General features: G+C 42.2%; 17 protein-coding genes. 11 read left to right on the plus strand and 6 right to left on the minus strand.

Annotated elements, in window-relative coordinates:
* Position 1: 1 nt before the first annotated feature.
* From CWC04_RS07935 to CWC04_RS07960, 6 genes are read left to right on the plus strand one after another with little or no spacing between them, the layout of a single operon-like run.
* The gene (locus CWC04_RS07935; RefSeq protein WP_054983324.1) at positions 2 to 2,089 is read left to right on the plus strand and encodes a chemotaxis protein CheA; all 2,088 of its coding nucleotides are present in this window, start codon (positions 2 to 4) and stop codon (positions 2,087 to 2,089) included.
* Positions 2,086 to 2,571 (plus strand): chemotaxis protein CheW, encoded by a 486-nt coding sequence (locus CWC04_RS07940; RefSeq protein ID WP_004588228.1) that lies wholly within the window; start codon positions 2,086 to 2,088, stop codon positions 2,569 to 2,571. Before CWC04_RS07935 ends, CWC04_RS07940 begins: the two co-directional genes overlap by 4 nt.
* 48 nt (positions 2,572 to 2,619) lie before the next feature.
* A complete protein-coding gene (locus CWC04_RS07945; RefSeq protein WP_138685088.1) occupies positions 2,620 to 5,325 on the plus strand; it encodes a methyl-accepting chemotaxis protein in 2,706 nt (901 codons plus the stop codon).
* Between the two features lie 60 nt (positions 5,326 to 5,385).
* Entirely contained in the window at positions 5,386 to 6,216 is an 831-nt protein-coding gene (locus CWC04_RS07950; protein WP_054983326.1) for a CheR family methyltransferase, read from the plus strand.
* Complete coding sequence (gene cheD / locus CWC04_RS07955; RefSeq protein ID WP_029774194.1) at positions 6,200 to 6,823, plus strand: chemoreceptor glutamine deamidase CheD; 624 nt, start codon at positions 6,200 to 6,202, stop codon at positions 6,821 to 6,823. Before CWC04_RS07950 ends, cheD begins: the two co-directional genes overlap by 17 nt.
* Before the next feature lie 8 nt (positions 6,824 to 6,831).
* Positions 6,832 to 7,863, plus strand: coding sequence for a protein-glutamate methylesterase/protein-glutamine glutaminase (locus CWC04_RS07960; RefSeq protein WP_138685089.1), 1,032 nt, complete (start codon positions 6,832 to 6,834; stop codon positions 7,861 to 7,863).
* A gap of 3 nt (positions 7,864 to 7,866) precedes the next feature.
* On the opposite strand, the gene CWC04_RS07965 is transcribed toward CWC04_RS07960, so the two are convergent.
* Complete coding sequence (locus tag CWC04_RS07965; protein ID WP_138685090.1) at positions 7,867 to 8,892, minus strand: polysaccharide deacetylase family protein; 1,026 nt, start codon at positions 8,890 to 8,892, stop codon at positions 7,867 to 7,869.
* A gap of 42 nt (positions 8,893 to 8,934) precedes the next feature.
* On the opposite strand from CWC04_RS07965, the gene CWC04_RS07970 reads away from it, so the two are divergent.
* Entirely contained in the window at positions 8,935 to 10,206 is a 1,272-nt protein-coding gene (locus tag CWC04_RS07970) for an MATE family efflux transporter (protein ID WP_138685091.1), read from the plus strand.
* Positions 10,207 to 10,215: 9 nt separating this feature from the next.
* Here CWC04_RS07970 and CWC04_RS07975 read toward each other — a convergent pair whose 3' ends face one another.
* Together CWC04_RS07975 and nfuA are read right to left on the minus strand one after the other, a co-directional pair.
* A complete protein-coding gene (locus tag CWC04_RS07975) occupies positions 10,216 to 10,485 on the minus strand; it encodes a hypothetical protein (RefSeq protein WP_029774191.1) in 270 nt (89 codons plus the stop codon).
* Between the two features lie 6 nt (positions 10,486 to 10,491).
* Complete coding sequence (gene nfuA / locus CWC04_RS07980; protein ID WP_096042447.1) at positions 10,492 to 11,067, minus strand: Fe-S biogenesis protein NfuA; 576 nt, start codon at positions 11,065 to 11,067, stop codon at positions 10,492 to 10,494.
* A 146-nt stretch (positions 11,068 to 11,213) separates the two neighbouring features.
* Between nfuA and CWC04_RS07985 the strand changes: the two genes are divergently transcribed.
* Complete coding sequence (locus CWC04_RS07985; protein ID WP_171038567.1) at positions 11,214 to 13,769, plus strand: M14 metallopeptidase family protein; 2,556 nt, start codon at positions 11,214 to 11,216, stop codon at positions 13,767 to 13,769.
* Positions 13,770 to 13,777: 8 nt separating this feature from the next.
* Here CWC04_RS07985 and CWC04_RS07990 read toward each other — a convergent pair whose 3' ends face one another.
* Positions 13,778 to 14,455, minus strand: a complete 678-nt coding sequence (locus CWC04_RS07990; protein ID WP_138685092.1) for a ComF family protein — start codon at positions 14,453 to 14,455, stop codon at positions 13,778 to 13,780.
* Between the two features lie 73 nt (positions 14,456 to 14,528).
* Here CWC04_RS07990 and bioH point away from each other — a divergent pair, with 73 nt between their 5' ends.
* The 3 genes from bioH (at position 14,529) to CWC04_RS08005 (ending at position 16,530) form a co-directional block, all read left to right on the plus strand.
* Positions 14,529 to 15,266 (plus strand): pimeloyl-ACP methyl ester esterase BioH, encoded by a 738-nt coding sequence (gene bioH / locus CWC04_RS07995; protein ID WP_138685093.1) that lies wholly within the window; start codon positions 14,529 to 14,531, stop codon positions 15,264 to 15,266.
* Positions 15,267 to 15,355: 89 nt separating this feature from the next.
* Complete coding sequence (locus CWC04_RS08000; RefSeq protein ID WP_004588240.1) at positions 15,356 to 15,664, plus strand: hypothetical protein; 309 nt, start codon at positions 15,356 to 15,358, stop codon at positions 15,662 to 15,664.
* Between the two features lie 5 nt (positions 15,665 to 15,669).
* Entirely contained in the window at positions 15,670 to 16,530 is an 861-nt protein-coding gene (locus tag CWC04_RS08005; RefSeq protein WP_138685094.1) for a putative metalloprotease CJM1_0395 family protein, read from the plus strand.
* Between the two features lie 83 nt (positions 16,531 to 16,613).
* Here CWC04_RS08005 and CWC04_RS08010 read toward each other — a convergent pair whose 3' ends face one another.
* Both CWC04_RS08010 and CWC04_RS08015 read right to left on the minus strand, forming a co-directional pair.
* Entirely contained in the window at positions 16,614 to 18,935 is a 2,322-nt protein-coding gene (locus CWC04_RS08010; RefSeq protein ID WP_054983335.1) for a Tex family protein, read from the minus strand.
* A gap of 211 nt (positions 18,936 to 19,146) precedes the next feature.
* Positions 19,147 to 19,728 carry a CBS domain-containing protein gene (locus CWC04_RS08015; protein ID WP_138685095.1) on the minus strand — a complete coding sequence of 194 codons (582 nt, stop codon included), beginning with the start codon at positions 19,726 to 19,728 and terminating at the stop codon, positions 19,147 to 19,149.
* Between the last annotated feature and the right edge of the window lie 37 nt (positions 19,729 to 19,765).

Genomic DNA, 19,765 nt, shown 5'->3' on the forward strand with positions numbered 1-19,765 from the left:
CGTGAGTATAGATTTAAGTCAATTTTTTGAAGTGTTCTTTGAAGAAAGTTTTGAAGGCCTAGATACAATGGAGGCCGAGCTATTAAATTTAGAGCCCGGCGAAGAAGACTTAGAAACAATAAATACTATTTTTAGAGCTGCGCACTCAATTAAAGGGGGCAGTGGCACCTTTGGCTTTAACTCTGTTGCTGAGTTTACCCATGTGCTAGAAACCCTACTGGATCAAATACGCCAAGGTGAGCGCGAACTCACCACTGAGCACGTTAATTTATTGCTTAAAGCTGTTGATTGCTTGCGTGGGTTACTCGGTGAGCTGCAAGCAGAGCAAGAGCCTGATTTATCACACGCTACAACCTTAAAAAAACAGTTTGAAATTGTACTCGAAATGCAAGCCGATTCAGCCCCAAGCGAGGCAAGCGAAGTAACGGCTGCTGCTGAGGTAAATACCTTTCAAATTGATTTTAAACCGCATCATCACCTTTTTAAAACAGGCAACGAGCCTTTATTTATGATCAGCGAATTAGCTGAACTCGGTGAGCTTGAAACACAGGCATTTTTAGACGATATCCCAGATATTAAAGATTTAAGCAGTGACGAGTGCTACTTACACTGGCGCTTTTTTTTAAATACCAGCGAAAAAGAAGCCGCCATTAAAGAGGTATTTGAATGGGTAGAAGATGATGCCGATATAAAAATAGAGCTTTGTGGCGGGTTATTTGATGAAGACACTTCTCACACCGCAAACGCTGATGAAAAGAGCAACGATAGCACAGCTCAAACACAGCCTATTAGCGATGCTAAAAAAGCACCCGACAAACCTAAAAGCAAACCCACAGCCGATAAAAAGCCAACATCAGCACCAGAGTCTACCTCCATAAGAGTAGGAATAGACAAAGTAGACTCGTTAATAAATATGGTTGGTGAGCTGGTAATAACACAAGCCATGTTAAATCAGTTGAGCGAGCAAGAAATTAGCGAATCAACCATTACGTCATTACAAGAAGGTTTGGCACAACTGGCGCACAATACCCGAGACCTGCAAGAAAATGTTATGCGTATTCGTATGTTACCGATTAACTTTGTATTTAGCCGGTTTCCGCGTTTAGTGCGCGATATAGCGCAAAAACTAAATAAACAGGTGGAGTTAAAATTATTAGGCGAGCAAACCGAGCTAGATAAAACGGTAATGGAAAAAATATCTGACCCTATGGTGCACCTAGTCAGAAATTCGCTCGACCATGGCCTTGAAACAATTGAACAGCGGGTTGCCGCAGGTAAAGACCCAGTGGGCACCGTGACCTTAAATGCCTTTCATCAAGGCGGCAATATCGTGATAGAAATTATGGACGATGGGCAAGGCTTAAATACGCAAAAAATTAAAGAAAAAGCCATTGCTAATGAGCTGATCACCGCTGATTGTAATTTAACAGATGATGAAATTAACGAGCTTATTTTTATGCCCGGCTTTTCTACCGCCGATGCGGTTAGCGACTTATCTGGGCGTGGTGTAGGAATGGATGTTGTTAAGCGCAATATTCAATCTTTAAATGGCTCGGTTGAGGTTTCATCAGCGCCTGGCGTTGGCTCTACCTTTACAATTAGGCTGCCCCTTACACTTGCCATTTTAGATGGTCAATTAGTTAAAGTTGCCCAGCATACTTATATTATTCCGCTTATTTCTATTGTTGAATCACTACAGATTGATATCACTAAAGTAAGCCGAGTAGGTAAAGACTTAGATGTACTAAGGCTGCGTGACGAATACATTCCTATTTTACGCTTATATCAAATTTTTAATCATCAAAACGCCATAGAGTCATTAGACAAAACCTTGCTGGTGGTTGTTGAAACCGACAACCAAAAAGTGGGTTTGCTGGTTGATGACTTACTTTCGCAGCAGCAGGTAGTCATAAAAAGTTTAGAGGCCAATTACCAAAAAGTAGATGGGGTGTCTGGAGCAACTATTTTAGGCGACGGGCGTGTATCGTTAATTGTTGATATTAGCGGCTTAATAAAATTATCAGGGCTTAAAAAACCAGGTAGCCAAGAGCTAATCATAGAATCTAAAACACCTCTGGAGGCTTCATGATTAGTGAACAAAGCGAGCTAAACAACAAAATTGATTTAGGGCAACAGCAAGGCGTTAAGCAGTTTTTAACTTTTATTATGGCTGGCGAAGAATACGGCGTAGATATATTAACCGTGCAAGAGATCAGAAGTTGGGAAGAAATTACCGTACTACCCAACGCGCCTGATTTTGTTAAAGGAGTGATAAACCTTCGCGGCACCATAGTGCCAATAATAGATTTACGCTTACGTTTTGGCTTGCCAAGCACTGAATATGGGCCATTAACGGTTGTTATTGTTGTAAAAGTTATTTTTGAAAACGATTCAAAAATAATGGGCATCGCAGTAGATGCGGTTTCAGATGTTTACAGCATTGCTGAGCAAGACGCCAAGCCCGTCCCTAGCCTGTCTGATTCGAGTAATTGTGAATATGTCGCAGGGTTGGTGAACGTGGGCGAAAAAATGGTCTCGTTAATTGATTTACAAAGAACAATGGATATATAGCCACAGCGCTATGTAGCAACAAAAACAAACATAAAGGTGGTGATGGGCATGGGATGGTTTAGTAATCCGAAGCAGTCAGAATCAAGTAATGACTTAATCGTTAATGCATTAAATAAATCATTAGCGGTTATTGAGTTTGAACCCAGTGGCAGAATAATTACGGCTAATTCAAACTTTTTAAATGCAATGGGATACCGTTTAGAGGAAGTGCAAGGGCAGCACCACTCTATGTTTGTTGAACCAGATGAAGCACAAAGCAGCGAGTATAAAAGTTTTTGGCAACGCTTGCGCGGTGGTGAGTTTATTTCTAATGAGTTTAAGCGTCTTGCTAATGGAGGGCGAGAGGTATGGATCCAAGCTACCTATAACCCAATTATTGATAGCCAAGGGCAAGTGCTAAAAGTAATTAAATTTGCTACCGACATTACCGAACAAAAGAAACAGGCCGCTGAAGCGCAAGGCCAACTTGAGGCAATTAGTAAATCTCAGGCGGTGATTGAGTTTAATCTTGATGGCACAATCATTACTGCCAATGACAATTTTTTAAATGGTTTAGGCTATCAACTTAGCGAAATAAAAGGCCAGCATCATAAATTATTTGTCGACCCAGAATACGCTAAAACAAACGAGTATAAACAATTTTGGGATAAGTTAGGACGAGGCGAGTACGACTCGGGCGAGTACATGCGAATAGGCAAACAAGGGCAAGAAATATGGATTCAGGCCTCTTATAACCCTATTTTCGATTTAAACGGCAAGCCTTATAAAGTTATTAAATACGCCAGTGATATCACCGCGCAAAAACAGCTAGAGCGCGAGTCTAAAAAGGCTGCCGATTTAGCAAGTGCGTTAACTGTTTGCCAAGCCAATGTAATGATTGCCGATAAAGACCTAAATATTGTATTTGTAAACGATCAGGTTAAGTTAATGCTCAAAGCGCGAGAAACTGAGTTGCAAGGTGTGCTACCTAGTTTTTCTGTTGATAATTTAATAGGCACGTGTGTTGATGATTTTCATAAGCACCCAGCTCATCAACGCGAACTATTAAAAAACTTAAAACAACCTTATAAAACTGAGTTACGTTTAGCGGGGCTTATTTTTAGTTTAATTGCTACACCGTGGATAAATCATGAAGGTAAGCATTTAGGCACCATTGTTGAGTGGGAAGATATTACCGATAGCGTAGCAAAAGCAGAGCAAGAACGTGCTGAAGCACAAGAAAACTTACGAGTAAAACAAGCGCTTGATACCGTAGCAACAAACACCATGATAGCCGATGCTTCAAATGTAATTGTATACATGAACAACGCGGTTAAATCAATGATGAGTATCGCTGAAGATGATTTGAAAAAGGAGCTGCCTAACTTTGATAGCACTAATTTAATGCAGCAAAACATTGATATATTCCATAAAAATCCGGCTCATCAACAAAACCTACTAGCTAAGCTTACAACAACTTACCGAGCCGAAATAAAAGTAGGCGGGCGCACCTTTGGTTTAGTTGCAAACCCTATTTTTACACCAGAACAAGAACGCATAGGCACCGTAGTTGAGTGGGAAGATAGAACGGGCGAAGTTGCAATAGAAAAAGAAATTGCACAATTAGTCAGCGATGCAGGTAATGGCGATTTAGAAACCCGAGTAGATGAAAAAGGTAAAGAAGGCTTTTTCTTACGCTTAGCGCAGGGCTTAAACAGCTTAGTTGAAATTGTGGATGATGCCGTTAGTGATACCGCGCAAATGCTTGATGCAATGGCCAATGGCGACCTATCAAAACGCATAGAAAAAGAGTATCAAGGCTCGTTTGATAAGCTCAAGCAAGATGCTAATACCACAGCAGATAAATTGACCGATGTGATTAACCGAATTAACTCATCGGCCACGTTAGTGGCCAGTGGCGCAGAGGAAATTTCGCAAGGCAACGCCGATTTAAGCCAGCGTACCGAAGAACAAGCTTCATCACTTGAAGAAACCGCGTCAAGTATGGAGGAAATGACCAGTACCGTAAGGCAAAATGCAGATAACGCAAAAGTCGCTAACGATTTAGCCGAAGAAACCTGTGAGAAAGCAATTCAAGGTGGTGAAGTAGTTAATAGGGCTGTAACGAGTATGTCGGCCATTAACGAGTCGAGTAAAAAAATTGCAGACATTATTGGCGTGATTGATGAAATTGCCTTTCAAACTAATTTACTGGCACTTAACGCCGCCGTTGAAGCAGCCAGAGCGGGTGAGCAAGGCCGTGGCTTTGCCGTTGTTGCTGGTGAGGTGCGTAATTTAGCGCAGCGCTCAGCTGGAGCAGCCAAAGAAATTAAAGAGCTTATTAGAGACAGCGTTGCAAAAGTAACCGATGGCTCTGTGCTTGTAAATGAGTCGGGCGAAACACTCAGAGAAATTGTTTCAAGCGTACAACGTGTTACGCAAATGATTTCGGATATAACCGAGGCCTCTGAAGAGCAAAGCGCAGGCATTGAGCAAGTCAATAAAGCGGTTGCCCAAATGGATGAAATGACCCAGCAAAATGCGGCCCTTGTAGAAGAAGCGTCTGCGGCGGGCGAGTCAATGGCTGAGCAAGCAAACGAGATGCGTCAGTTATTGCACTTTTTTTCACTCGGGCAGCAAGGCATGAACACATTACCAAATACGCACTTTGAACGCTCAGCGCCCCCTGCGCGCCAACCTAGTGGCTATTTAAAAAATACCCAACCCAAAGGCGAAAACTTTATAGACTCAGCAGATGAATGGGAAGAGTTTTAGTCATTACTGGCTTGCTAGTTAATACCCTAGCAAGCCTGCTTTACAAGGGATGGTATGACAATGAAAGAATTTTTATGTACCGATAAAGATTTTAAAGACATTGCCACTTTAGTTTATAACGCGTGCGGAATTGTGCTTGGCGATCATAAACGCGAAATGGTGTATTCCCGCTTGGCAAGAAGGGTAAGAGAGCATAAACTTAAAAACTTTTCTCAATACTTAGAGTACTTACACAATAATAAAGAGGCTGAGTTTGACGCATTTATTAATGCTATTACCACTAACTTAACCTCCTTTTTTAGAGAGCCCCACCACTTTGAGTTTTTAAAAAACACCATAGTGCCGCAGTTACTTAGCAGTAACAAAGTAACAAAACGAGTACGCGTATGGTCAGCGGGTTGCTCTACAGGCGAAGAGCCTTACAGCTTAGCAATAACCCTTGCCGATTTATTCCCAAGTTCTTGGGATGTAAAAATTTTAGCAACCGATTTAGATTCTAATGTATTAGCCAAAGCACAAGCGGGTATTTATACCGCGGCTAATGTAAATGGCTTAGAAAACAATGTACTTAAAAAGTGGTTTTTAAAAAGCAAAGATGGGCAAACATATAAAGTAAAACCACAGTTAAATAAACACATTTTTTTTAAACGCCTTAACCTTTTACAAGAATGGCCCATGAAAGGGCAGTTTGACTTAATTTTATGTCGTAACGTGGTTATTTATTTTGATAAAGAAACAAAAGATACCTTATTTAAACGTTATGCAAATGCACTTAATCGTGACGGTTATTTGTTTTTAGGGCACTCAGAGAGTATGGGAAAAGAGCATTCTGAGTTTAAAAATTTAGGGAAAACCATGTATCAAAAGCAACACAATGCACGCACAGTTTAGGCCGGTGCTCCCAGGGTTTGAACATATAAAACGTTACTGGGATGCAGGGCGCACAAGCGTGGTGGCAAAAATATTACCTGGCGAATTTTATGTCTCAAAAAATGATGAGCTTATTTCTACAGTGCTTGGGTCGTGCATAGCCGCGTGTGTTTACGATGAGAAAGCCGGTATAGGTGGCGTAAATCATTTTATGTTGCCGGTAAAAAAAGGCCTAGAATTAAACAGTGCCCATAGTTTGAGCTGCCGCTACGGAAACTGGGCAATGGAATACCTGATCAACGAAGTACTCAAAGGTGGTGCTGCGCGAAAAAATTTAAAAATAAAACTCTTTGGTGGCGGCAAAATAATTAGCGCAATGACTGACATAGGGATAGGTAATATTAGCTTTGCCAATGCGTATATTCAGGAAGAGTCGCTCAATCTTGTTGCACAAGATATGGGGGGGCCGTGGCCTCGAAAAATTTTTTTTCATCCGCATACGGGCAAAGTCCACGTAAAAAAGCTGAAGAATTTGCACAACAATACAATTGAAAAACGCGAAGTGCGCTACCTGCAAAACCTTAAGCAACAAGATAAAGCCACCGAGACTAACATAGAGCTGTTTTAGGAGCCGTAATGGTTAAAGTTCTGATAATAGATGATTCACCACTGATAAGGCGTTTGCTGAGCGAAATATTATCTCAGGCTAGCGATATCGAGGTTGTTGGCTGTGCTGAAGACCCTTATCAAGCACGAGAAATGATTAAATTGCTCAATCCAGATGTGCTTACCCTCGATGTAGAAATGCCAAAAATGGACGGCATTAGCTTTTTAAGAAACCTAATGCGCTTAAGACCTATGCCCGTTGTGATGATTTCTACACTAACCCAGCAAGGCTCGCCTATCACCTTAGAAGCGCTTGAGCTTGGTGCAGTGGATTTTATTGCCAAGCCAACTGTGAATGTTAAGCAGCAAATGAGTCAATATGCATATGTTGTGCAGCAAAAAGTGCGTGTGGCGGCAGGTGCAAGGGTAAGAAGTTTCAAAAAGGTAAGCACCGTAAGTGAGTCTTTACCTAGCAATGCACAATTTTTATTAAACAAGATAATAGCGATAGGGGCTTCAACAGGGGGCACAGAAGCAATAAAAGAAGTGCTTATAAAAATGCCGACCAATTGCCCTGCGATTGTGATTACCCAGCATATTCCTCCGGTATTTAGTACCTCGTTTGCCCAGCGTATGGACCGCACCTGTGCAATTAACGTAAAAGAAGCGCAGCACGGCGACAAGCTCACTGCGGGATGGGCTTATATAGCCCCAGGTGGTTTGCACTTAAGCATAAAAAAAAGAGGAGCAAGTTTATATTGCGAGCTTGATGATTCTGAGCCTGTTAACCGCCATAAACCGGCAGTAGATGTATTATTTAACTCGTTACTTGAGTGCGGCGCAAAAAACATTGTGGCAGCGTTACTAACCGGTATGGGGAGCGATGGAGCAAAGGGTTTGCTTAGTATTAAACAAGCGGGTGGTTACACCATTGCACAGGATGAGTTTTCTTCTGTGGTGTGGGGAATGCCCAAAGCGGCGGTTGATTTAGGTGCCGCTCACGAAATTGTTGCGCTTGATAAAGTAACCCAGCGCTTATTGCATCAGACTATAAAAGTGTAATTGCTACTGAATAACCCACGGCTGCGAAAACCAATAGTAACTACCAGGGTGCTTAATCGAAGGGGCGGTACAATTAAAGCGTGAACGGCCTTTATTTAGCGCCTTTGGTGAGTCAATTTTTACAGTTGTGTCGTTTGCCCAAGTTAACTTAGCCTGGCCAACACTTGATACATAACACGCAAACTGACTCTTATGAAAATCACCCATTTCAAACTCAATGCTGAGCGTTGGTGGGTTTTGTGAGGTTACACTGTCTTGGTAATCTAGGGTTTTAATACTAAACGCCCGAGAGTTTAATTTTGTAATTAGCGTATCTAATTTACTGTAAAAGCCAGAGGCTGGAAAACGCGGTAAGCGGGTAAAGTTAGCGTTTTTATTTACAGCGCCTGAGTGCTGACCAATGCCAATAAAGCCAAGCTCTTCTACAAGCGCTTGTAGTTTGTTATTAAACTCACCATACGGGTACGCTAGGTATTTATAGTCGTGGCCTATTTCTTCTTTAATACGCTGTTGAGAATGCAAAATATCTTGTTTTATACGTGCTTGCCACTGTGCATCGCTCTCATCTTTTAGCTTAATATGCAGGTAGTCATGCTGGGCAGTGTGATTGGCAATTAACGCCCCTTTGCCTGCGAGCTCTTTTAATTTATCCCACCCCATTACGTAGCCTTTGCCTTCATCAATAAGGGTAGGGTTTACAAAAATAGTATAGGGGTAACCAAATTTTTCTAAAATAGGCGCAGCTTGTTCGTAGTTATTGTTGTAACCATCGTCAAAGGTGATAGCGACTGTTTTCTCAGGTAAGGTTTTGCCTTGTTGTATAGCGCTTATTAGCTCATTTAGTGCAATAACATTAAAATTATGCTCTTTTAAGTAGCTCAAATGCTTGGTAAACGTATTTGCGCTTACACTGGTCACAGCCGGAAGGGTTTCGCTTACATGGTGATACTGTAAAATAACCGCCGCATGAGCACGTACTGATAAACAAATGAGAGTAATTAAAACTAAATGAAACAATTTCTTAAACATAATAAGGCACACCATAAAAGCTTGCTGTTGCTAGCGGGTCCAATGATATTATCAAATATTACTGTCCCACTGTTAGGAATTGTTGATACCGCTGTTATTGGCCACTTAGGTAGCGCACATTACTTAGCGGGCATCGCACTTGGCTCAGCTGTTATTTCTATTTTATTTTGGCTCGCCGGTTTTTTACGTATGAGCACCACAGGGTTAGTGGCCCAAGCATACGGGCAAAATAACTTAACACAGTTGGCAGCGCTTTTAAAACGCAGCTTATTGCTTGCCGTGTGTGTGGCGTTAGCCCTTATTACCTTATCGCCCTTGATAAAACAAGCCATTGCATTTTTATCAGGCGCAAATAGTGAGGTTCTTGCTCAAGCATATCAGTATTTTAGTATTCGTATATTTAGTGCCCCTGCCGCACTTTGTAATTTAGTGCTGCTTGGCTGGATGCTTGGAGTACATTATGGGCGAGGGCCATTTTACTTGCTGTTAGTGACCAATATTACCAACATAGTGCTCGATATATATTTTGTGGTGTATTTAGACTGGGCAGTAGCGGGAGCCGCGTGGGCATCGTTAATTGCGGATTACAGCGCGTTGGCTTTTGCGTTGCTACTAGTGATTAAGCTCGCTAAAAAGCAAGGCGTGGAGCTAAGCGTGCCCAACTGGCTCAGTGTTAGCAAAATGGCAGAGCTACTTAGTTTAAATAGAGATATATTTATTCGCTCTTTAATTTTGCAATTATGCTTTAGCTTTATGACCTTTTATGGCGCCCGCATAGGTGAAACAACGCTTGCAGCGAATGCCGTGTTACTTAACTTTTTAATGTTGGTAAGCTTTGCACTTGATGGAATAGCCTATGCAAGCGAAGCCAAAGTTGGTCAAGCTAAAGGCCAGCGAAGCGTTAATAACATTAGATTATGGGTAAAAATAAGTGTGTTTTGGGGGATGCTTTTTGGCGTGTTATACAGCGTATTTTTTGCTGTGTTTGGCAGCGCTATTATTAAGCTTTTAACCAATGTACCCGAGGTGATAGAAGCTGCGACAAATTACTTACCGTGGGTAATAGTATTGCCTATGTTAGCAATGAGCTGCTTTTTGTTTGATGGCGTATTTGTAGGGCTCACACGGGCAAAAAATATGCGTAACAGTATGATTCTTTCTGCTGCTGTTGGCTTTTTTGGGGTGTTTTGGGTGTTTATAGAGTGGCAAAATAATGCTTTATGGCTGGCTATGAGTTGCTTTATGCTTATGCGCGGCGTTACGTTAATTATTAAGTATTTGCAGTTAAAAGCAACTAATCAGCTGCTAGATTAAGCGAACGTGTCATTTCCATAGGTCGGGGTCGTGATCTTTTGGCCCCATATCTTTTAAAACTTGCGAGAAACGATTGGCAAAAATACCGCTATAACCCCATGCAGCAAAAAATAAAGCCGGGATTAAAATAACTACACCTATAATTTGTAAACTAAAGTGAGTGTAGTAGCCAAGGGCAATAAATATCACGGCTAGCACAAACAGTGCTAAGCCGCGAAAAAAGCGCGTTAAACTCAACTTAGGGTTACTCCCTAAGCGATAAATAAGCGGCTTTAACATTATTGCTTAGTAATAAGAGTGATCGCCCGCTTGGTGCTCGGTAATGTCGGCAACACCGGTGATTTCATCAAACTTTGCAATCATTTCTTTCTCGATGCCTTCTTTAAGCGTTACATCGATCATAGAACAGCCATTACAACCACCACCAAATTGAAGTACTGCAATACCTTCAGCGGTTACTTCAACTAGGCTTACTTGGCCACCGTGGTTAGCTAGCTGCGGGTTTACTTCGGTTTCTAGCATATGTTGAACACGCTCATTTAGCGATGCGTTATCGCCTAGTTTACGTGCCTTTGCATTAGGCGCTTTTAAAGTTAACTGAGTGCCCATTTTGTCGGTAACAAAATCAATTTCAGCTTCTTCTAAAAAAGGAGCACTTTCTGTGTCTACTACGGCATCAAAACCATTAAAGTTAAGACGAATATCGCTGTCTTCTACGGCGTCTTCTGGGCAATAAGAAACACCACATTCCGCTTGTGATGTACCAGGGTTTACAACAAACACACGAATATTAGTTTGTTGTGCTTGATCTGCTAAAAGTTTAGCAAAATGCGCTTGTGCTGTTTCGGAAATAGAAATCATAAAACCGTCTATACTTGACTAAATTACTCGGATACTGCATATCATACTCCGCTCATCGTGTTGCGGCTAGTGTTGAGCGTAAAAAGTTGGCATCTATTTTAAGCAATGCTAGCGTGCAAATAACAAACATTTTTAGAGTGATTTATATGCGCTGGATAGTAACTATAATGGTGGCAATGCTTAGCTTTTCAAGTATGGCAAAACCACTTTCGTATTATTTTGAACAAGATGTAGAGTTTGATAAAACAATACCCACCCCACAAGACGTACTTGGTTACGAAGTAGGTGAGTGGCATGTAAGGCACGACCAACTGGTGCGTTACATGGAAATTCTAGCGCAAAAAAGTAATCGTATAAATTTTGAAGTAATAGGGCGCACACACGAGCAACGTCCGCTTGTGATGCTAAGTATTAGCAGCGCTGAAAAACTAGCTAACTTAGAGCAAATTCGCCAAGCGCACTTAGCCCGTTTAACAAACAGTGAGCAAGCTAAAAACACACAAAATGAGCCTGCTGTAGTTTGGATGGGATACAGTGTGCATGGCAATGAGTCATCAGGCAGCAATGCCGCTTTATTGGTTGCGTATTACCTTGCTGCAGCGCAAGGCCCAGAAATAGAAAAATTATTAAATAATACCGTTATTTTGCTCGACCCTTCACTTAACCCTGATGGCTTGGCTCGCTTTGCCAATTGGGCTAATAGTAATCGGGGGATGAACTTATCAAGCGACCCTAAAACGCGTGAACACGTAGAAAGCTGGCCAAGTAGCCGTACAAATCACTATTGGTTTGATTTAAACCGCGATTGGTTATTACTACAACACCCAGAGTCACGTGCACGCATTGCTAAATTTCATCAATGGAAGCCAAATATTCTTACCGACTTTCATGAAATGGGGCCAAACAGCAGCTACTTTTTTCAACCTGGCATTGCCAGTCGCAAGCACCCAATTACCCCAGATGAAAACGTAACGCTTACTAAAGCCATAGCCAATTACCATGCTAAAACTTTAGATAAAAATAACGCTCTTTATTTTACCGAAGAAAGCTTTGACGACTTTTATTACGGCAAGGGTTCAACCTACCCCGATGTAAACGGCGGTATAGGTATTTTATTTGAGCAAGCCAGCTCACGTGGGCATGTACAAGAAACCATAAATGGTACGCTTACGTTTCCTTTTACTATTAAAAATCAGTTATTAACAAGCCTATCAACCTTTCAAGCAGCGGTAGATAACCGCGAGGCGCTATTAACCTATCAGGCTAAATTTTATAACCAAGCAGTTGATTTAGCTCATGATGAAAGTTTTGAAGGCTATGTGGTTGAGGGTGCTAAAGACAACACCCGGATTAAACTATTTTTAAACCTGTTAAAGCAGCATCAAATTAACGCCTATCCACTTACAAAAGCGCTAAAAGCCAATGGCAAAAACTTTAGCACCCAGAGCTATTTTGTGCCGTTAGCTCAGCCACAGTTTCGTTTAGTAAAAGCTATTTTTAGTGAGCAAAAAAGTTTTGCCGATAACACATTTTATGATGTGTCGGGCTGGACACTCGCCCACGCTTTTAATTTAGAGTTTGCACAAGTAAAAAGTAGTTGGGGCTTAGAAGTAGCCAGCACTGCGTGGCAAAAAGCAGTTAAACCATCATTTGCTGCGTTAAAGCAAAGCTATGCATTTGGCTTTGCCTGGGACGATTACTTAGCGCCTAAAATGTTAAATAGCTTGCTAAAGCAAGGCATTAAAGCGCGTGTCGCGTTAAGCGCCTTAACAGCTAAAAGCAGCTCCACCGAAATAGACTTTGCACCTGGCAGCATTATTGTTCCTGCAGGGCTGCAAACAAACCCTGATTGGGTGGCTATTTTAAACGATGCTCAAACCCAGTTTGGCATTGCGATAAAGCCTATTACCACGGGCCTTACAGGGAAAGGCGCCGATTTAGGGTCGCGCACTATGGCGGTATTAAAAGAGCCAAAAGTACTGCTTGTGGGCGGTAAAGGCGTAAGCCAATACGAAGCGGGTGAAGTATGGTATTACCTTGACCGATTTGTCGGTATTTCTCCGACCATTGTAGAAATGGAGCGTTTAGGTAGCCTAGATTTAAATAATTACAGCCATATTGTGCTGGCGAATGGCAATTATTCGGGCTTACCCGATAGTGATAAAGTTGCTATTAAAAGCTGGGTAAGAAAAGGCGGCGTAATTTGGGGCCACAAAGGCGGCGCTAAATTTTTAGCTGATCAGCAATTACTCAAGGCTAATTATTTATCTAGGCAAGATGTAGCCAGCGCTTTTAATACTCAAGGGCTAAATTACGCAGATAAAGATCATTTAGCTGGGCGACAACGTATAGCCGGCGCTATTTTTAATACCGATGTAGACACCACGCACCCACTAACGTTTTCGCTTAATCGTGAAACGCTGCCTGTATTTAAAAATAGTACCTGGTTATTAGAAAAATCATCCGCCCCGTTTGTAAACATACTCACTTATCCGCAAAAACCACTATTAGCAGGGTTTACCGATGGCGTAAATGAGCAGCAAATTGCTGGTGCAGCAGCCATGATGGCCCACTCATACGGGCGTGGCAGCGTTATTGCGATGACAGATAACCCTGTATTTAGAGGATACTGGTACGGCACAAGCCGATTACTCAGTAATGCTTTATTTTTTGGCCACACATTTAGAGTAAGAGGTGATTAACTACACCTTTAAAGTGGCGTTAAACACGTAGCAAAAGCCCAGACTTGTTTAGCGCCCGCTTGTTTTAATACTCGGGTAGCCGCGTTGAGCGTGGCGCCTGTGGTCATTACATCATCTACAATAACCACCGTTTTACCGCTCATATCTTGTGTACATACAAAGGCATTTTTTACATTTTTAATCCGCTTGGCTCTAGATAATTGTGACTGTGCTTGCGTGGCTTTATTGCGTATTAGCGCATTACTTATACAAATATGTTTTGCCAAACACGGTTGCCACACTTGGCTTACCTGATTAAACCCGCGTGTTAAAAAGCGCCCTCGGTGCAAAGGTAAAATAATAGCTATGTCGGGCTGGGTAGTTAAATTTTCAAAAAACACCGATAGCTGGCGTTTAATTACTTGTTGCAGCGCTTTTTTATAGTGAATTTGATTATTAAATTTGAGCCGTTTAAGCCAATGCTCAAAAGGGGGCTGATAAAAAGCACAGGCAAAGAGCTTATCAAATTCGCAATGCGGAAACATTTCTACAATATCCGGGCGGTGCAATAAATTACTGTGCTTATTTAAATCAAACACGCTTAAATCCGCTAAGCAATAGTCGCACAACCCCTCTTGAGCACTAACTACTCCCTGACATTGCACGCAATAAGAGGGGAATAACCAATTAAAAAATGAGTGTTGCATTGGCTGCTCCTTGCGTTGCTTTCGTCAATGTAAGCGTTATGATGTGGCTAAGTTTGGTTAAGGTTAGGCAAATATGCAAAGCGAGTTAGTTTTATTACATGGTTGGGGCATGAACCAAGGCGTATGGCAATTAGTGCAGCCAGAGTTAACGTTTTTATACAGTGGCTCGGTGCGCAGCATTGACCTGCCTGGCTTTGGCAACAGCAATAGCTGCCCAAGTCCTTATAATTTACACGATGCAGCTGAAATCGTAAGCGAGCAACTTAGCCCTGGCTCTATATTAATGGGCTGGTCGCTAGGAGGATTGTTTGCACTTTATATTGCTAAACACTGGCCAAATAAAGTAGCAAAAGTAATTTTAGTTGCCTCAAGCCCTTTTTTTGCCGAGGCAGATGATTGGCCCGGAATAAAAACCAGCGTGCTTGAGCAATTTAAAGAGCAATTAGTTAATCACCGAGAAAAAACTATAGAGCGCTTTTTAGCTATTCAGGCCATGGGTAGCGAGTCGGCACGCGATGATATAAAGCAGCTAAAGCACTTGCTAAATCAGTACAGCGCGCCTAAAAATGAGGCGTTAAGTGCGGGTTTAAATATTTTACAAAATGATGATTTACGCAACGTATTTGTGCATTGCCCAGTGCCTGTAAAAGCGATATTTGGCCGTTTAGATGCGCTGGTACCTTACAAAGCAATTAATAAAATGGCAGCACTAAATACTGAGTTTGAATACGAAGTACTAGACAAAGCCTCCCATGCACCGTTTATTTCTCATAAAAAAGAGTTTTTATCTGCCGTTAAATCAATGCTTTAAAATAGCCTAAAGAAAGGTGCTGTTTAAAGCTTTATTTTGCCCATGAAGTGAGCGATAATTAAACAATATTTATTTTTTGGAGGTACAGCATGGCTATTGGTTCAGTATTTAATAGTGGTGTAGAAGGGTTTAATCGTGCAAGCCAAGGTATAGAACGAGCAAGCGCAGAGATAAACCGTGCCACCATTGAAGAGCAAGACGATACGCAACTAGCCCAACAGCGCCAGTTAACAGCTGCGCGACCTGAAGAGGCTGTAACAGCGCCTGTTGCTCAACCAGCTCGGGTTGACGAAGCGCTTGTTAATTTAAAAGTTGAAGAGTTTAATGCCAAGGCAAACACCCAATCTATTCAAACTGCAGATGAAGTGCTTGGTACGCTAATCGATATTAAAGTTTAAACGTTATGAATATTGTCACGCCATTTCCGTCTATCAATATAAACACCGCCAATGTTTATACGGAAACCGCTCGGCGTGACAACCAACTGCGCGAAGTTATTCCTGCCCCTGCACCCAATAGCGCCAGTAATACCGAAACCAAAGCGCAAAGCGATGCTGATAAAGCAAAACTGCCAAGCAGTGCAGAAGCTGCCACCTATGATGCAACCGGTAAACTCAGTGATGAGCAAGCTGTTGAGCAGCGCCAGCAAGGCAGCGAAGATTCAGATAGCGAACAGCAACAAAACCAACAAGCAAGCGAAGACACCCCCGAAGAAGAGCAAGATCAGCAACAGCTAGAATTAGAACAGCAGCAAATTGAAGAGCTTAAAGCGCGCGATACTGAAGTGCGTGTGCACGAACAAGCTCATGCATCGGTGGGTGGGCAGTATGCAGGCTCACCAAGTTATGAATACCAACGTGGACCAGATGGCACTAATTACGCTGTTGGCGGTGAGGTACAAATTGATGTATCTGAAATCCCTGGCGATCCGCAAGCCACTATAGATAAAATGCAAACGGTACGAGCAGCCGCACTTGCCCCTGCTGAACCTTCTAGTGCCGATAGAGCCATTGCCGCTGATGCAACCCAAAAAATGGCCGCAGCGCAAGCTGAATTATCAGCCCCTGCTGACGATGAAGCGCAAGCACAAGAGCCACAAAGTGCGTTATCAATAAACGAAACCAGTACCGCTGAGTCTCAAAACGATACTAATACCGAGCAAGCACGCGACCCAGAAGTAGACGCACGAGCTGGCCGTATTGCTAATTTTTATCAAATGACTAGCTCCCCCCAAAACGAGAGTGGTTTTTCTGCGTTTGGTTAAAACCAGCTAAGCATAATTAAAAAAGCCGCTCAATGAGCGGCTTTTTAGTTTAAGGAGACATCACTTAATGAAGCAAACGGGTATTATTTTTTTACTTTTGCATTAGCAAATGCATCGGCAAAGGCATTACCCATCATGGCGTTACCGTTATCGCGCTTTGGTTTTGCTGCACGCGGTTGCTGGCCCTGATTACTGCGTTGCTTTTGCGGCGCGGCAGCGGGTTTATTGCTTGTGTCTATTTCATCATCTAAGCGCATAGTAAAGCTAATGCGTTTACGTGGGGCATCTACCTCAACCACTTTTACTTTTACAATGTCACCGGCTTTTACTACTTCGCGCGGATCAGAGATAAACTTATTAGTAATTGCCGAAATATGCACTAGGCCATCTTGGTGAACACCTACATCAACAAATGCACCAAAGTTAGCAACGTTAGAAACCACACCCTCTAAAATCATACCGGGTTTTAGGTCTGTGATTTTTTCTACACCGGCTTTAAATTCAGCAGTTTTAAACTCAGGACGAGGATCGCGCCCAGGCTTATCTAGCTCTTTAATGATGTCGGTAACGGTAGGTAAACCAAACTTCTCGTCGGTGTAGTCATTAGCAACCAGCTTATTTAAAAACTCGCTATTGCCTATTAAGCTATTTACATCAAGGTTGTTACGCTCACAAATAAGTTTAACAACAGGATAAGCCTCAGGGTGAACTGATGAGTTATCAAGTGGGTCTTTACCCTGATTAATACGCAAAAAGCCTGCTGCTTGTTCAAATGCCTTTGGTCCTAAACGCTCAACTTTTTTAAGTTCGCTACGCTTAGTAAACGTGCCGTTAGTGTCGCGGTAATTTACTATATTTTGCGCTAAGGTTTTATTTAACCCCGATACGCGAGTAAGAAGCGGCACCGAGGCCATATTTAAATCAACACCCACTGAGTTTACACAGTCTTCTACCACTGCGGTTAGTGTTTGGCCTAATTGGCTTTGCGATACATCGTGCTGGTATTGGCCTACACCAATTGATTTTGGCTCAATTTTAACAAGCTCGGCAAGTGGGTCCTGCAGGCGACGCGCAATAGATACCGCGCCACGCAAAGACACATCTAAGTTAGGAAATTCATTCGCTGCAAATTCAGACGCAGAGTAAACAGACGCGCCGGCTTCGCTTACCATAATTTTGTTTAATTTAAGCTCAGCATTGGCCTTAATAAGTTCACCTACTAGCTTGTCAGACTCGCGTGATGCGGTTCCGTTACCAATCGCAATAAGTTCTACTTTATGCTGGCGACATAGTTGCTCTAATGTACGTAACGATTTTTCCCAGTGATTTTGTGGTGCGTGGGGGAAAATAGTTTGGGTTGTAAGCAACTTACCTGTGCCATCGACTACGGCAATTTTACAGCCAGTTCGCAAACCAGGATCTAGACCAAGCGTGGTTCGCGGCCCAGCAGGGGCGGCCATAAGTAAGTCTTTTAAGTTTTTAGCAAATACATCTATAGCGCCGGTTTCGGCTTTTTCTCGCATGGCTGCTAAAAATTCATTTTCTAGGTGTAGGCCAAGCTTTATTTTCCATGCCCATTGCACAACACTTAATAACCATGCGCTAGCTGCTTTATATTTCACATCTAAGCGGTAGTGATCAGCAATCATTTGCGCACATAGCTGGGCTGCATTTTCGCTGCTTGGCTCTGGATTAATACTCAGCTGCAAAATACCTTCGTTACGCGCGCGCAACATAGCAAGTGCGCGGTGAGAAGGGACCTTTTTAAGAGGTTCTTGATGGTCAAAGTAGTCGCGGTATTTGCTACCGGCTTGCTCTTGGCCGTCAATAAGTGTGCTTTGTATAGCGCCGTGTTGGCTAATGTGGCTTCTAAATTTAGCTAATAACTTGGCATCTTCTGCAAAGCGTTCCATTAAAATAAATTTAGCGCCATCAAGGGCTGCTTTGGTATCAGCAATGCCTTTGTCGGCATTTATAAACTGCTGCGCTTGTTGCTCTGGCTCTAAGTTTGCATCGTTAAATAGCGCATCGGCAAGTGGCTCAAGGCCTGCTTCAATGGCTATTTGCCCTTTGGTACGACGTTTAGCTTTATAAGGAAGGTATAAATCTTCAAGCTCAGTTTTACTTTGTGCGCTGGTTATATCGGCACTAAGTGCTGGCGTTAATTTATTTTGCGATTCGATGGTTGATAAAATAAAGCTGCGGCGCTCTTCAAGCTCGCGCAAGTACGACAAACGTTGCTCTAAAAGGCGTAATTGCGTGTCGTCTAATCCACCGGTAATTTCTTTACGGTAACGCGCAATAAAAGGAACCGTTGCGCCTTCATCAAGTAATTTTGTAGCAGCAACAACTTGTTGCTGTTGTGCATTTAGCTCAGTGGCTAAACGTGCAGAGATATCGCTCATGCATAAACCTTTTAATACAAAAAATAAAACCAGAAAATCCCTCTGGTACTGTTATACCCAGCTTATTAAAGTTGCTATTTAATGAGTTTGGTAGGTATTTATTAGTTGAATAATATCACAGCAGGTTGTAATAAAAAGCTCTTAAAGCAAGCAATTTTGCTTGCTTTAAGATGGTTGGCTTGGCTGAGCTTACAAAGCGTAAAAGCGCGCTTTAGTGAGGGTGATCTACGCTTTCTAAAACATCACTAAACGTGTGAGCAATAGGGGTAATATGCACTGGAATGTGTAACGTTTTAGCTATTTGACGCGCCGAGATTAACCCGCATATTTCGTTATTAGTGGTTGTTGCTAATAAAAACATGCTGCCTTGATGTTCCATTGTTTGTAGTGCATCGCCAATACTTGCATAGCTTAGGCTTTGCATACTTACGCCATTAAGTTGGCTAATAGGTGTCATAATGTAGCGTAAGCTCACTTCATTGCGGCTGGTATTTAAACGCTGTGCAATGGCCGTAATTTTAGCGCTTTGTAGGTCGGCACTTGAAACAATACCAATTAATTTTTGCGCATCATCAGTCACCAATACATAGTCAGAATGTTCTGCTAGTACTTGTTTAAGCGCCTCGCTGATAGGAGTGTCGTATTGAGCGCGAATTGGCGTTTTTTGGGTAAAGTTATTAATTACAGTTAAAGCCGGAGATGTTAAATCAATAGTGGCTTGTTGATCTTCAAACGTGCTTGCAATAACGCCATGAGAAATATTTTGGGTACGTAATTCTTTAAAGTTAGACATAGTAGTCACCTTATTAGTTATAAAATTTAATAAAAAA

This window comes from Pseudoalteromonas sp. S2893, assembly GCF_005887105.1.
Classification (GTDB): domain Bacteria; phylum Pseudomonadota; class Gammaproteobacteria; order Enterobacterales; family Alteromonadaceae; genus Pseudoalteromonas; species Pseudoalteromonas atlantica.

Excerpts from the sequence above, each read along its gene's own strand:
- CWC04_RS07940 (WP_004588228.1), top strand. The coding sequence starts at position 2,086 with ATGATTAGTGAACAAAGCGAGCTAAACAACAAAATTGATTTAGGGCAA.
- CWC04_RS07945 (WP_138685088.1), top strand. The coding sequence starts at position 2,620 with ATGGGATGGTTTAGTAATCCGAAGCAGTCAGAATCAAGTAATGACTTA.
- CWC04_RS07950 (WP_054983326.1), top strand. The coding sequence starts at position 5,386 with ATGAAAGAATTTTTATGTACCGATAAAGATTTTAAAGACATTGCCACT.
- cheD (WP_029774194.1), top strand. The coding sequence starts at position 6,200 with ATGCACGCACAGTTTAGGCCGGTGCTCCCAGGGTTTGAACATATAAAA.
- CWC04_RS07960 (WP_138685089.1), top strand. The coding sequence starts at position 6,832 with ATGGTTAAAGTTCTGATAATAGATGATTCACCACTGATAAGGCGTTTG.
- CWC04_RS07965 (WP_138685090.1), bottom strand. The coding sequence starts at position 8,892 with ATGTTTAAGAAATTGTTTCATTTAGTTTTAATTACTCTCATTTGTTTA.
- CWC04_RS07970 (WP_138685091.1), top strand. The coding sequence starts at position 8,935 with ATGATATTATCAAATATTACTGTCCCACTGTTAGGAATTGTTGATACC.
- CWC04_RS07975 (WP_029774191.1), bottom strand. The coding sequence starts at position 10,485 with ATGTTAAAGCCGCTTATTTATCGCTTAGGGAGTAACCCTAAGTTGAGT.
- nfuA (WP_096042447.1), bottom strand. The coding sequence starts at position 11,067 with ATGATTTCTATTTCCGAAACAGCACAAGCGCATTTTGCTAAACTTTTA.
- CWC04_RS07985 (WP_171038567.1), top strand. The coding sequence starts at position 11,214 with ATGCGCTGGATAGTAACTATAATGGTGGCAATGCTTAGCTTTTCAAGT.
- CWC04_RS07990 (WP_138685092.1), bottom strand. The coding sequence starts at position 14,455 with ATGCAACACTCATTTTTTAATTGGTTATTCCCCTCTTATTGCGTGCAA.
- bioH (WP_138685093.1), top strand. The coding sequence starts at position 14,529 with ATGCAAAGCGAGTTAGTTTTATTACATGGTTGGGGCATGAACCAAGGC.
- CWC04_RS08000 (WP_004588240.1), top strand. The coding sequence starts at position 15,356 with ATGGCTATTGGTTCAGTATTTAATAGTGGTGTAGAAGGGTTTAATCGT.
- CWC04_RS08005 (WP_138685094.1), top strand. The coding sequence starts at position 15,670 with ATGAATATTGTCACGCCATTTCCGTCTATCAATATAAACACCGCCAAT.
- CWC04_RS08010 (WP_054983335.1), bottom strand. The coding sequence starts at position 18,935 with ATGAGCGATATCTCTGCACGTTTAGCCACTGAGCTAAATGCACAACAG.
- CWC04_RS08015 (WP_138685095.1), bottom strand. The coding sequence starts at position 19,728 with ATGTCTAACTTTAAAGAATTACGTACCCAAAATATTTCTCATGGCGTT.